The sequence below is a fragment of the Undibacterium sp. Ji83W genome, assembly GCF_049340385.1.
GTDB lineage: Bacteria > Pseudomonadota > Gammaproteobacteria > Burkholderiales > Burkholderiaceae_D > Undibacterium.
The window spans coordinates 50,956-64,157 of the sequence record NZ_JBMPOZ010000016.1 but is presented as its reverse complement, the minus strand read 5'-3'; the positions used below and the strand labels follow the sequence as shown (position 1 = coordinate 64,157).

The window sequence follows — 13,202 nt, the reverse complement described above, 5'->3', positions numbered from 1 at the left end:
AGAACGGTGCAGGAAATTTCAGGGCAAACGGGAGAGCATTTTGGTTCATCTGATTGACCGGCGTGTCCAGGGTAAAAATAAATCTGCCCCGAATCGCGAACGCTTTTTGCGTCGCTATAAAGGGCAGATTAAAGATGCTGTTGCCAGAGCAGTCAAAGGCCGCTCTATCACTGATATAGAAAGTGGCGAGCGCATCTCCATTCCCGTCAAGGATGTCAGTGAACCAAGTTTTGGTCATGCCCATGGCGGTGTATGGGAAGGTGTGCAGCCAGGTAATGAGCAATACCAGCGCGGTGACCAGGTTGCCAGGCCAAAAGGTGGCGGCGGCGGATCAGGCAAAGGCCAGGGTGGTAATAGTGAAGATCCTAGCGAGGACGATTTCGTTTTTCAATTGTCTCGCGAAGAATTCATGAATTACTTCTTCGAGGACCTGGAATTGCCAAACATGGTCAAGACACAACTGACCTCGACTACAGATTTCAAAAGCCAGCGTGCCGGTTATAAAACTTCAGGTACAGCATCGAGCCTGCATGTACTGCGCTCCTTGCGTGGTGCCATGGGCAGGCGGATTGCAGTGGGTGGCAAATCTGCGCGCAGATTGAAAGATGCTGAAGCTGAAATGACAGTCTTGCTGGAAGTGGGGATGGATCCCAAAGATCCCTACTTTGTCGCCCTGAAGGAGGAAATACATCATCTGCGCATGCGTCTGCTGGCCATTCCCTTCCTTGATCCTTTTGATCTGCGCTATAGCAATCGTGTCAAGGTGCCCAAACCAGCCAGTCAGTGCGTAATGTTTTGCTTGCTGGATGTGTCTGGTTCCATGGATGAACAAAAAAAAGATACGGCGAAACGCTTCTTTATCTTGCTATATCTGTTCTTGACACGCGCCTATGAAAAAATAGAAGTAGTCTTCATACGTCATCACACGACCGCACTGGAAGTTGATGAAGAGGCTTTTTTCCATTCCCGCGAATCGGGTGGCACTATCGTTTCTTCTGCCTTGAATCTGTTGGCACAAATTGTCCGTGAACGTTATGCCGCATCAGACTGGAATGTGTATGTGGCGCAGGCGTCGGATGGCGATAACTGGGACAATGATTCTGCCACTTGCAAGCAATTACTGATTAATAACATCATGCCTTTGGTACAGTATTATGCCTATGTAGAAATTACTGATGGACAGCCGCAAAACCTGTGGCTGGAATATGAAAAAGTCGCCGAGCACCAAGCCCACTTTGCGATGCAAAAAATAGAAACACCGGCGGATATTTATCCGGTCTTTCGGGAACTGTTCAAGAAGCAGCCGAAATGAGGTAATCCATGGAAAACGACCATGTCAGCCCCAGGAAAAAACATGCGCGCGCCTTGCCCGAGCAGTCGGAATGGACTTTCGAACTGATCGAGCAAGCCCACGAAGAAATTCGCCGGGTGGCAGAACAATTTGGCCTTGATACCTACCCAAATCAGTTGGAGATCATTACCGCCGAGCAGATGATGGATGCCTACGCTTCGGTAGGCATGCCGGTATCCTATAACCACTGGTCTTTCGGCAAGCATTTTTTATCTACCGAAAAAAGTTACAAGCGTGGGCAAATGGGCCTGGCCTATGAGATAGTCATCAATTCCAATCCCTGCATTTCTTACCTCATGGAAGAAAACAGCCTGACCATGCAGGCCCTGGTGATAGCGCATGCAGCCTACGGACATAATTCCTTTTTCAAAGGGAACTACCTGTTCCGTACCTGGACTGATGCCGAGGCCATCATCGATTACATGCTATTCGCCAAAAATTATATTGCTGATTGTGAGCAGCGCCATGGCATGGAGGCGGTAGAGTTGATTATTGATTCTTGCCATGCCTTGCAAAATTACGGCGTGGACAGGTATAAGCGCCCAGCCCGCATTTCTCTTGCTGAAGAACGGGAACGGCAGGAAGAGCGTGAAAAATACATGCAGTCCCAGGTCAATGACTTGTGGCGTACTATTCCACGCCGCAATGAAGCGCCAGAGAGTCTGGCCAAACAACGTTTTCCGGCAGAACCACAAGAAAACCTCTTGTATTTCATCGAAAAATATTCACCCTTGCTGGAACCGTGGCAGCGAGAAGTGGTACGTATCATCCGCAAGGTGTCGCAGTATTTTTATCCGCAGCGCCAGACCCAGGTCATGAATGAAGGCTGGGCAACGTTCTGGCATTACACCATCCTGCATCAGCTATATGAAGAAGGTGTGGTGGGCGACGGCTTCATGATGGAGTTTTTACAAAGCCATACCAATGTCGTGTATCAGCCACCTGTGGGTAGCCGCTACTTCAGCGGTATCAATCCCTATGCCCTGGGCTTTGCCATGATGCGCGATATCCGTCGCATCTGTGAAGACCCGACGCCAGAAGACCGCGAATGGTTCCCAGACTTTGCTGGTGCGGACTGGCAAAAGACCTTGCAATTTGCCATGCGTAATTTCAAGGATGAGAGCTTTATAGCCCAATATTTGTCACCCAAACTCATGCGTGATTTTCATTTCTTTTCCATCCTCGATGATGACAGCAAGGACAAGTTGTTGATTTCTGCGATTCATGATGAGCATGGCTATCGCTATCTGCGTGAGCAGTTGGCAGGACAATACAATCTTGGTAATCGTGAGCCGAATATTCAGGTATGGTCGGTTGATATGCAGGGAGACAGGGCTTTGACCCTGCGCCATACTCAGTATCTGCGCCGCCCCTTGAACCCTCAGACTGGGGAAATGCTCAAGCATGTGGCCCGATTATGGGGCTTTGATGTTTATCTGGAAACGGTTGATCCTGAATCAAAAGTGTTGGCCAAACAGGAGTGCAAATGGGAAAAACGCAACAGACCCTGAGTTTTTCAAGCTGCTGGAGTAGTGCGGCTAAATCCCGATAGCGACTGTGCTGTCTATCAGTTAGAATGAAAAACGATCATCAGAAGACGGAGACGCACCATGTATCTGGACCACCCAAAAATTTCTGCTACCAATAGCGAAACCGAACCAGACCGCATAGAGCGACTGAGTCGTGTGTATGGTTATGCGATGGGCCTGGCAGATATTGATGGCAATACTGCATGTATTACCAAACTGGCCAAGATACATGATCATAAAGGTACTCTGATGGTGATCTGGTACGACGCACCGACTGCTGCTGAGAAGAGTTATTTCGTGCGCGCCTGGAATAGCCGTATCGGGGATGAAACTGAAATTGTCGAGCATGCCCTGATGCTCAACGAACCGGTATCCAACGCAGAATAAGTAGTTTCTGCTCTCTGCGCAGGGGTGAAGCGGCTTTCATCCCTTGCTGTCCATCCTCATTATTTTTGCAACTGCACATGAACAGGCTTATGCCTGCCATGCGCAGATAATAGTACTGAGCGTACTGAGTTTTACCGCCTAGTGCTTCAAATCCCCCAGCAAATCAGAAATGCCCGCCCAGCCAATTTCTATGCCTATGCATAACAAAATAAAGGCAGACAAGCGCAGCAAGACTATCGCACCGACATCACCCAGTATTCTTTCCATATTGCGGGCAAAGCGATAGCACAGGTAAATCACCAGACTGGTCAGCAGTACACCCACTAAAGAAGCAATGCCGGTAATGATCCAGTCCACGGGTTTGTGCGGCATTTGTGTACCCAGCGTGACAGAAGCGGCAATGGTGCCCGGCCCCACGGTCAGGGGGAAACTGAAAGGGTAAAAACTGCGTCTGCGCAATTCTTCCTTGGTCCAGCTGCCACCATGGGAGGCTGCTACAGAGTTGCGCAAACTATCCTGACCCTGGTCATTCAATAATTTCCAGCCTGCCATGGCAACCACGATGCCGCCGGCAACCCGCACGATGGGCAGGGAAATGCCAAAGAAATCCAGCACATAAGAGCCTATGAAGATGGCGCCCATGAGCAGGAAAAAACAATTCAGGGCGATGCGTTTAGCCAGGCGGTTGGCCAATGTCGGCTCTATCGGCCCTGTCATGGACAAGAAGATAGGAGCAATGGCGATGGGGTTCAATATGGGCAGCAAGGTGATCGGTACTACGATCAGGGCCTTGAAAAAAATGATCATCGTGATGCTCATGAATACTCCTTGAATATGGGCTAATGATTATGCATCAGAAATTCAGCTACGGCGACTGCCTGTGAGGAGTTCTGCGTACAAATTGATACTTTCAGTGGCTAGATGATTTTATATGCATGTTATACAATTAATTTGCAATTTAAGAAACTTATCCATCGAAACAGGAGGATGTATGAAGTCTTTGGTAAAAGTACTTGTGGTTTCAAGCTTGAGTGTGGCCGTGCTTGGCGGGTGCCAAATGGCTCCGCTCTCCTATTTGAATGGTAATCCTGACCGCCCCTTGCTTAACCATGAATATCCTGTCCGCATCGTTGCAGTAGATCAGACATATTATCTGACCGGACCTGTACAGGTCACACCGGGTAAACATCTGGTTACGGTTCAACTCAGCCACTCCACTTCCCACGTACCAACCCAGAAGACCCTGGCCCTGGATGTGCAGCCATGCACCCGTTACTACATTACTGCCAAAAAAGAATCCCTCATGGAAAGCAAATGGGAGCCCAGGATTTTCGACACTGAAAATGTCGGCGGCTGCAATGCTGAAGAAGAGTTAAAGAAGGCCAGTAGTTCTGCTGTGGTGGTCGCATCCAAATCATAGACTTAGAGCTGGCGTGTGATGTTTTGCACGAGACTCAGTATTTGCTTAGAATAGCAAAACATATTGACTCGGCAAACTCATGAGTTTAAGTTTCTTTCCCATACTTCCTGAACATCAGGACTTGCTCTGGAATTTTCTGCATATCGCCTTGTGGGATCCCCCGCCTGCAGGCTTGCGGCCGCTGGAAACCCTGCAACTGCCACCTGTGCGCATCTATGCCGAAAACTGGGGGCGTGCCAGCGATATCGGCGTCATTGCCAATATGGAGGGCGAAGATGCTCCCATAGGCGCATGCTGGATGCGTCTCGTGCCAGATGGTATGAGGCTGGCGTATATCGATGAACAGACACCCCAACTGGGCATTGCGCTCTTACCCGCGTATCAGCACAAGGGTCATGGCAAAGCCATGATGCTGGCTGCTCTGGATGCAGCACGTCAGCGCGGCATTGAGCAAGTTTCACTTACAGTACACCCACAAAACCCGGCGGCTGGCATGTACAGCTCTTGCGGCTTTGTGCAAACTGATATCAGGAATTCTTACCTGCTCATGCAGGTCAAGTTATAAACACAGCGACATTTCTCTAAAAACTGAAAGAAAAGCATGCCTCATCTGACCGTCGAATATTCCAGCAATCTACCCCTGCAAGCGAAAGAATTGCTCTTGCAAATCAATGCTTCTTTAGCAGAAACGAATCATTTCAAGGAAATCGATATCAAGAGCCGGGCTATCCGCTTTGATGATGTAGTTATTGGCATAGCACCTGCTGCGCGCGCTTTTTTGCATGCCAAGCTGGTGATATTGAAAGGGCGCAGCACTGAAGTAAAGCGTGAGTTGTCAGAGCGTGTGCTGGCTGTCATCCAGGCTGCACACGCCTGGCCGCAAGGGCTGGATGTGCAGCTTTGTGTCGAGGTACTGGAAATCGATAAGGAAACTTATGCGAAGGCGCATTTGGCGAGCTAAAAAGAAACTGCCAAAGTACGGCTTCACCGTCACCTTCACATCAGTTTAAAAATCAAACTTCAATTCACCTACTACACTGCGTTGTGTGTAGGGGTGAAAGGCCCAGTATTTTTTATTGTTCAGATTGTCTATGCCGACAGAGGCAACCCATTGTCTGGCCAATTGATAACGCACGCGTACATCGGCCACCACAAAGCTGGAAAAGCCCTGATAAGTAAAGGCATTGCTGTCGCTGTTATCGAGTGAGCCATATTGCTTGCCGCTGTAACGCAAACCCAGACTGGTACTGAGTTTGTCATCCGGGCGGTAGCTGATCACAAAATTGGCGCGCCATGCAGGGACACGAGGCTGCCATTTACCGACACTGGCCGGGAATTTGTCGTTCCTTGTGATAACAGAGTCGGCATAAGTCAGGCTGGCGATCAGATCTAATCCACGGGTGAATACATCATTGGCCTGATAGGCGAGTTCCAGTCCTGTCGTATGGATTTCATCGACGTTCTGGATGTTTGTCACATTCGGTGTCACCAAAGTATTCACTTGTGAATACAGCGCGTCTTTGGTTCTTTCATGGAACAGGGTAGTACGCAAAAAACCCTTACCTTCATTCAGTGTCCGCTCTGCCGTCCATTCCGTGGTCCAGGATTTTTCTGGTTTCAGGTTGGGGTCATTGTTGACGATGGCGGTGGTGGAAATACTGCCCTGGTAAAGTTCAGACACCGTAGGCATGCGCACCGCACGTCCTGCTGATGCTTTCAAAGTCCAGTCTTCATTGGCCTTGAAGGCGATTGCTGCTTTGGGCGAGAAATAATTTTCCTTGCGTTCTGCAAAGGGCATAGTGGAACTTGCATTAGAGATAGCGCCACGATCTGCCTGCCATTGCTCAAAGCGGCCACCAACAATGGCTTTCCACTGAGGATTGATGCGCCAGGCATCTTGTGCATACAGGCTTTGTAATTGGGTATTGCCCTGGAAAGCAGAGAAGCGCTTGAGCGCGCCGCCGTTAATCCAGTCATCTGTATCAGACACCAGGGTACGCATCTGATAAGCCTCGCGCTGGTAACCAAATTCGGCAGTATGCTCTGCCGTTGGTCGCCAGATGCCTTTCAATGCCAGGGTGTTCCAGCCTGTGCCTGCACCATCTGTAATGCGGCCATTACCACCGCCGTTGGCCTGTGGGATGGCTACCGTCGGTGCGCGGACTATATCTTTGCTGTAGTCATACAGGCTGGCCGCCACTTCCCAGTCAAACTCGCCCCTGGTATTGCTCTTCAGGTTCAGGCCATGAGTGATATGTTCGAGCTGGTTTTTGCTGTTTGATATATCGGTAGGGGCCAGGGTGTATTTTTTACCGGCAATATTGATGTCACCGCTATATACCGCATTGCCCGCAGCATCACGCAGATAGCTTTCGACGCCACTATTCATATTATTGCGCCAGTAACCAAAGGTATAGCTGGCGCGCAAAGTTGGGCTAAAGTCATAGGCAAGCTTGATCTTTGCATGGTCTTGCGTGGTATGGTATTGGCCTGTCGCACCCAGTATCCACCAGTCCAGCCCTTGTGGATTTTTGTCGGCAATGGCACCTGTCACTGCGGTGCCCGCGCTGCTGCTGATACCAGTGGAAGCCAGTTTGTTGGCGAAGGCGATAGGGTGGCCATCGCTATCGAGTTGATTCACATTCAACCACCAGGAAAATGCCCCCTGTTTATTGCCAAGACTGGCGCTGAGCTGTTTGCCGCTATAGTTTTTGTCTGTGCCATATTGCTGGAAGTTTTCGCTAAAGCCCACCAGTTTGGCATGGGCTTCAAACTGCTTGGGCATGCGCGTCACGTAATCGACCACGGCACCAGCAGAATTGCCAGCATAGGCAGCAGAAAAGGGGCCATACAGTACATCCACCCTTTCGATTTCTTCCGGTGTTACCAGACCCCAGCGCGGGGTGAAGCTTGCACCATTGCCCAGCAGGTTAGACAGCAAGATGCCATCGGCATACACCATGGAGCGCGCACTGTTACCTGTGCCCGATGCCCGTGTCGCCAGCACGGCATGGTTGTAGTCGCCGACATAGCGTTTGCGCACCAGCAGGCTGGGCAGGTATTTCAGGGCATCTTCTGCATCAATGGCATTGATGGTCTGCTCCATGGTCTTGGCGCTGATGCCTTCTATGGTGGTCGGGATTTCCTTGGGCAGGGAAGAGGGCCTGTCGCCATTGATGATGACACGCTCGGCCTGGGTGGCATTTTCTGTTGCTTCAGCAGCGAAGACAGTCGCTGGTAACAAAGGGAAGGCGGCAGCCAGTGCCGCTGCCAATGCACGTAAGCGCAAAGGACGTAAAGAATAAGACATATGAATAATCTAAAAATTTGGAAGACGCATACAAATGCGCAAAACGAATCTGCGAATGCGCGTGGCAAAGCAGATTCGAACTAAACCGATTTTTTAGATGGCTGGCGGCCCGCGTGCGGGTAAAGGAGCGGCAACGATCGACGCCAGGCGCGCTGCGGGTATGGCGCGGGTGGCGTAGGATAAGGCGTGTGGTGCTGCAAAAACCGTGGTTTGCGGGAAGCCGGCAGGCAAACTGGCTGCCAGGCACATGGAGCAATCCAGCATGTGTGTCATGCCCTTGCCTGTTTCTTTGGCGCCACTGCCATCAGCTTTGATGAATTTATAGCCGGTGCTGGTACAGATCAGATTCATGCCCTGTTCGCCAGCTTTCACCACTGAAGATGCCATGGCGACACCCAGCGTCAGTACATACATAAGCAGTACTGCGCGCACCAGTTGGCGAAAACACGACAGGGGAAAACCTTGGGCGGACATAGGGCGGCATTGTACCATCCTTCTGTACTGCTACAAATCTGCTGTTGGAAGTCAGGAAAAATAAGCGAACTGACATCAAAGCAGACAATTTTGGGGCTATCATGGCGATTTTCGGGGCAAGCCTGGCCTGGACCACACAATGGCAGATAGCTAAACCCGGACGAGTAGTCCGGATAATAGTCAGGCATCAGCTCCTTTACTCAACAGGTATTTGGCATAAGTAGAAGGATAGATCTTGAGACAAGTTAGCCTGGGTCAGCAACTGACCCGCACCAAGCCCATAGACCATAACGAACAAGTCACTGATGATCAGGGCCACGCCCTGCACCGGTCGTTGGGATTGTTTGCCCTGACCATGATAGGCGTGGGTTCTACTATTGGTACCGGTATTTTCTTTACCATGGTTGAGGCTGTGCCCAAAGCCGGGCCTTCAGTTATCCTGTCCTTCATCATCGCCGCGATTACGGCTGGTTTGACTGCCCTGTGCTATTCCGAGTTGTCTTCCCGTATCCCGGCATCCGGTTCTTCTTATTCTTATGCCTATGCAACGGTCGGTGAATTTGGTGCCTTCATCGTTGCTGCCTGCCTGTTGCTGGAATATGGTCTGGCAGCCAGTGCCACGGCGATAGGCTGGTCAGCCTACCTGAATAATTTCCTGACCAATGCCCTCGGTTGGCAGATACCGGAAATGCTGCGCTCTCCCATGATAGTGGCAGGTGCCAATGGGGTAGAGTTTCATGCCGGGCAGTTCAACTTGCCGCCCATGGTATTGGTAGCGATATGCTGCATACTGCTCTTGCGTGGTGCCAAGGAATCCGCCACTGTGAATGCGGTCATGGTCATGATCAAGCTGGTGATCCTGACATTCTTTGCCATCGTGGCATTCTCAGGTTTTAATGCCGAGCATTTCACCCCTTTCTTTAATACGGATAACAGCAAGGGCCTGGCCGGCATGGCTGGCGTAACCGCAGCTGCTGGCACCGTATTCTTTTCCTTCATTGGCCTCGATACCGTAGCAACGGCCGGGGCAGAAGTCAAAGACCCCAAACGCAATGTGCCTCTGGGCATCATGGCAGCACTCATCGTCGTGACTGTATTTTATTTGCTGGTAGCCGTTGCCGCAGTTGGTGCCCAGCCTGCCAAGATGTTTGAAGGCCAGGAAGCTGGTCTGGCGGTGATCTTGCAAAACGTCACAGGCAAAGCCTGGCCTGCATTGATTTTGTCTGCCGGTGCCGTGATCTCGGTATTCAGCGTGACTCTGGTGACTATTTACGGTCAAAGCCGGATTTTGTTTGCGATAAGTAAAGACGGCTTGATCCCAAGTTCCTTCCAGCGTGTGCATGCCCGCACACGTACCCCTGTCAGCAATACCATCATGGTTTGCGTGCTGGTGGGTATAGTCGCTGGCCTGGTTGATTCTACCTTCCTGTGGGATATGGTCAGCATGGGTACCCTGGTCGCCTTCATGGTGGTGTCGGTTGCCGTACCTGTCATACGCAGGCAAAAACTGGGTGAAGGCGCGGGTGGTTTTCGCGTGCCTTTCGGCCCTTACCTGATACCGGGCATGAGCATACTGGCCTGCCTGTATATCCTCAAAGATTTGTCGGCAACGACTTACCATGTCTTCTTTATCTGGATGGCAGTCGCTATCGTTATTTATTTCCTGTATAGCAGAACCCATTCACACTTGAATAAACAGCAATAAGCCTGATATTCCTGAAGCGCCCGGCTTGTGGCGTCTTCAGGAAAAGAGCGAGATTATGAAACTGCCATCAATAAGTTTTGCCGCTATAGTTATCTCTACAGCATTCTCTGCATTCACCTCTATTGCGTCGGCAGAAAACATAGGTAGCGTAGACACAGCCTTCAAACTCATAGGTCCCGACCATAAAGTGGTGGTTGAGGCCTATGATGACCCCAAAGTGAATGGCGTTACCTGTTATATATCACGTGCCAAGACGGGTGGTATTTCTGGTGGCCTGGGTCTGGCAGAAGACAAGTCTGAAGCTTCCATCGCTTGCCGCCAGGTTGGCCCTATCAGTTTCACAGGGTCGCTCAAGCAACAGGATGAAGTCTTTAATCAAAGCTTGTCCATCCTGTTCAAAAAACTGCGCATCGTCCGCCTGGTTGATCAAAAACGCAACGCTTTAATCTATCTGACTTATTCCGACAAACTGATTGATGGTTCACCCAAGAATAGTGTCACTGCTGTTGCGGTAGATCGCAGTACTCCCATACCTGTCAAATAGTGAGCCGGAAGCGAGCCGGAAGCCAGCGAGAAGCAAGCCGGAATCAGGCAGGCTCTGATATGTAAAAAATGTTTGGGTTTTTCTACCCAGCAATGAATTACGCTTACAATAGCAGACTGTAAGCGTAAGCCTCCCCTAGCGTATCAACTGTACTAATATGACAAGCCCTGCTGCAGCCCCCAGGCTGACCACTGAACAATCTGTTGATGCGCTCGTCAAGACGATACGCATACCGCCGCGTCCCAGCTTGCTGGCAGACGTACAGGCCGAGCTTGCAGCCGATGACCCGGACCCGCGCAGACTGACTGGTATTATTTCCAATGATGTGGCCATGTCCGCATCTTTATTAAAGCTGGCAAACTCGTCTTTCTTTGGTTTGCGGCTGAAAGCCAAATCGGTGGAGCATGCAGTCAATTTATTAGGAATTACCCAATGCGGTAATTTGATGACAGGGATTATTGCCAGGCAAAGCATACAGGTTGAAAAAATATCACTGGTCAAGTTCTGGGATTTTTCCACCAAGCGCGCCCAGGCCATGACACAACTGGCAAGACGCATGCGTGTATGCCCGGCTGACATGGCACATACGTTTGGTTTGTTCTGCGACATAGGCATACCCTTGTTGCTGGAACGCTTCCCTGATTATGCCGAGACCCTGGAACTGGCCCATGAGGAAGCTCAAGAGACCTTTAGCGCGGTAGAAGAGCAGCGTCACAATACTTCGCATACTGCCATAGGTTCCCTGATGGCCCGTACCTGGGGCTTGCCTGAAACAGTTTCACTGGCGATACTGTTGCATCACGACTATAACGTGTTGCATGATCCGAATACCGAAGATGCAGTCAAGAGTCTGATCGCGCTGGCCTTATTGGCTGAGTATGGAATACAAAAATACCATGGTCAGGAGTATTCTTGCGAATGGGAAAAAGGGGGCGAAGCCGCCTGTGAATTTCTGGGTCTGTCTGCCGATGAAGTGGACGACCGATTTGAAGAGCTACACGAATTATTCAATCACGTGCACTGAACTTATTCTTGCTGCTGACCACAATTCTCTAAAGAGCCGTCCAGTATCATGGACGGCTTTTTAACAAGTTGGCAGGCAACATGAAGATAGCCCGTAATAATTCAAACACGCCAGTCACCGCTATGCCCAATACACGGAAGGGTAGCAGCAATAGCCACACCAGTGGGTACAACACCAGAGCCAGTATGGCTAAAGGCCAGCAGAGTACAAACAAGATAATCCAGATCAAAAAGCCTAGCATCATTTTTCCTTAAGCGATGATGAGGTGCAACAAGCTGCTCAGGATAACCAGGGCGATAGTAGCGATAACAACGCCGTCCATGTTTGCTGAGATGTTCATGATATTTCCTTTCAATTCGGGTGGGAGTGATTGCACTGTAGATCGCCGTCATGCAGGCCGCCAGCAGCAAGCGACGAAGTGCAATTTCCTAGTATCGGAATGCGTTTGGGGCGGATGAATTGAGGGGGGCTTAATTGCGATGGCACAGGAGGGCACAGGAGTTTAGCGCCTTTAGAGTGGTCACTTGATTGTGGCTTCTTTCTCCAGCAATTTCCTGTATTCACTGGACTTTTTTAATTGCAACAAAGCCTTGTTGAAACGCTCCAGTGCTGCAGTCATATTCATGCTTTTCAGGAAAGCCAGGTGCAGCGGATCACTGACCAGCGGGCGTGGCAAGATGACAAATTTATCGCGGTTGCTGATCAGTTCGGGGGAAGATGCAATCAGCCTTTCATAACCGGCCATGCCATTGCCTATGATGGCGGCATCCATGCGTCCATACATCAGCTTCAGCAAACGGGTTTGCTGGTTAGGGTCCCGTTCCATCTGAAAGATACCATTTGCTATTGCGGCATCAATGTCATCGCCATAACTGGCCGCCGCTGCGCCACCTATGGATTTGCCCTTCAAGTCCTTGAGTTCCTTGAAAGTAAATTCCTTTCCCTTCAACACCACCATTTGCAGATCGTCGTTGTAGATAGCCTCTGAAAAATCAAAGGCTTTTTCTCTTTCAGCATTGCGTGAAATATTTGTTATGCCGCCATGTCCGGCCACGGCTTCATGCATGGCACGCTTCCAAGGCAGCAGCACCAGTTCATATTGATCTCCTGTTTCTTTGGATAGGGCAGCAAAGATACTGGGAATGATGCCAGCCGGTTTGCCCTGGACTTGATAAATCACTGGCGCATAAGCCTCGTCACCAAAAATCACCAGTTTTTCTGGATAGGAGTCTGTAGCAAACAAGAGCAGGGCGATGAACAAGAGCTTGCGTATCCACATGTGATGCATGCAGGTCTCCCAGAGTGAATTGCATGGTAGTAGATGTCAGCATAGTACAAAAATGATATCTAATTTGAATGTTTTATAAACAAAAATCATGTGCGGTGTTTTTTAGCGACAGCTTTTTCCGGGATAGACAGGACAAATAAATCCTTGACAGTGGTAGTCAAAACTCGCAA

14 protein-coding genes are annotated in these 13,202 nt (G+C 50.1%); 9 read left to right on the top strand and 5 right to left on the bottom strand.

Going from position 1 to position 13,202, the window contains the following annotated elements; all coding sequences use genetic code 11:
* The first annotated feature begins 40 nt into the window (after positions 1-40).
* From ACO0LD_RS22530 to ACO0LD_RS22520, 3 genes are all read left to right on the top strand, one after another.
* The gene (locus ACO0LD_RS22530) at positions 41-1,312 is read left to right on the top strand and encodes a YeaH/YhbH family protein (RefSeq protein WP_423010413.1); all 1,272 of its coding nucleotides are present in this window, start codon (positions 41-43) and stop codon (positions 1,310-1,312) included.
* A gap of 8 nt (positions 1,313-1,320) precedes the next feature.
* Positions 1,321-2,862 (top strand): SpoVR family protein, encoded by a 1,542-nt coding sequence (locus tag ACO0LD_RS22525; RefSeq protein WP_423010412.1) that lies wholly within the window; start codon positions 1,321-1,323, stop codon positions 2,860-2,862.
* 99 nt (positions 2,863-2,961) lie between these two features.
* Complete coding sequence (locus tag ACO0LD_RS22520) at positions 2,962-3,267, top strand: hypothetical protein (protein ID WP_423010411.1); 306 nt, start codon at positions 2,962-2,964, stop codon at positions 3,265-3,267.
* Positions 3,268-3,405: 138 nt separating this feature from the next.
* Here the strand turns inward: ACO0LD_RS22520 and ACO0LD_RS22515 are convergent, their stop codons facing one another.
* Complete coding sequence (locus ACO0LD_RS22515) at positions 3,406-4,086, bottom strand: MarC family protein (protein WP_423010410.1); 681 nt, start codon at positions 4,084-4,086, stop codon at positions 3,406-3,408.
* 238 nt (positions 4,087-4,324) lie between these two features.
* Between ACO0LD_RS22515 and ACO0LD_RS22510 the strand changes: the two genes are divergently transcribed.
* From ACO0LD_RS22510 to ACO0LD_RS22500, 3 genes are all read left to right on the top strand, one after another.
* A complete protein-coding gene (locus ACO0LD_RS22510) occupies positions 4,325-4,687 on the top strand; it encodes a hypothetical protein (protein WP_423010409.1) in 363 nt (120 codons plus the stop codon).
* A 79-nt stretch (positions 4,688-4,766) separates the two neighbouring features.
* Complete coding sequence (locus tag ACO0LD_RS22505) at positions 4,767-5,252, top strand: GNAT family N-acetyltransferase (RefSeq protein WP_423010408.1); 486 nt, start codon at positions 4,767-4,769, stop codon at positions 5,250-5,252.
* A gap of 36 nt (positions 5,253-5,288) precedes the next feature.
* A complete protein-coding gene (locus tag ACO0LD_RS22500) occupies positions 5,289-5,648 on the top strand; it encodes a 5-carboxymethyl-2-hydroxymuconate Delta-isomerase (RefSeq protein WP_423010407.1) in 360 nt (119 codons plus the stop codon).
* Positions 5,649-5,693: 45 nt separating this feature from the next.
* Here ACO0LD_RS22500 and ACO0LD_RS22495 read toward each other — a convergent pair whose 3' ends face one another.
* Both ACO0LD_RS22495 and ACO0LD_RS22490 read right to left on the bottom strand, forming a co-directional pair.
* Positions 5,694-7,997: a TonB-dependent receptor gene (locus ACO0LD_RS22495; RefSeq protein ID WP_423010406.1), complete on the bottom strand. Its 2,304-nt coding sequence runs from the start codon at positions 7,995-7,997 to the stop codon at positions 5,694-5,696.
* Positions 7,998-8,090: 93 nt separating this feature from the next.
* Positions 8,091-8,411, bottom strand: coding sequence for a DUF2946 family protein (locus ACO0LD_RS22490; RefSeq protein WP_423010405.1), 321 nt, complete (start codon positions 8,409-8,411; stop codon positions 8,091-8,093).
* A 295-nt stretch (positions 8,412-8,706) separates the two neighbouring features.
* On the opposite strand from ACO0LD_RS22490, the gene ACO0LD_RS22485 reads away from it, so the two are divergent.
* From ACO0LD_RS22485 to ACO0LD_RS22475, 3 genes are all read left to right on the top strand, one after another.
* Positions 8,707-10,176, top strand: a complete 1,470-nt coding sequence (locus ACO0LD_RS22485) for an APC family permease (RefSeq protein ID WP_423010404.1) — start codon at positions 8,707-8,709, stop codon at positions 10,174-10,176.
* 55 nt (positions 10,177-10,231) lie between these two features.
* The gene (locus ACO0LD_RS22480; protein ID WP_423010403.1) at positions 10,232-10,720 is read left to right on the top strand and encodes a CreA family protein; all 489 of its coding nucleotides are present in this window, start codon (positions 10,232-10,234) and stop codon (positions 10,718-10,720) included.
* Positions 10,721-10,877: 157 nt separating this feature from the next.
* Positions 10,878-11,744, top strand: a complete 867-nt coding sequence (locus ACO0LD_RS22475) for an HDOD domain-containing protein (protein ID WP_423010402.1) — start codon at positions 10,878-10,880, stop codon at positions 11,742-11,744.
* A 46-nt stretch (positions 11,745-11,790) separates the two neighbouring features.
* Here the strand turns inward: ACO0LD_RS22475 and ACO0LD_RS22470 are convergent, their stop codons facing one another.
* Positions 11,791-11,988 carry a hypothetical protein gene (locus ACO0LD_RS22470; protein WP_423010401.1) on the bottom strand — a complete coding sequence of 66 codons (198 nt, stop codon included), beginning with the start codon at positions 11,986-11,988 and terminating at the stop codon, positions 11,791-11,793.
* A gap of 276 nt (positions 11,989-12,264) precedes the next feature.
* Positions 12,265-13,032 (bottom strand): substrate-binding periplasmic protein, encoded by a 768-nt coding sequence (locus tag ACO0LD_RS22465; protein WP_423010400.1) that lies wholly within the window; start codon positions 13,030-13,032, stop codon positions 12,265-12,267.
* Between the last annotated feature and the right edge of the window lie 170 nt (positions 13,033-13,202).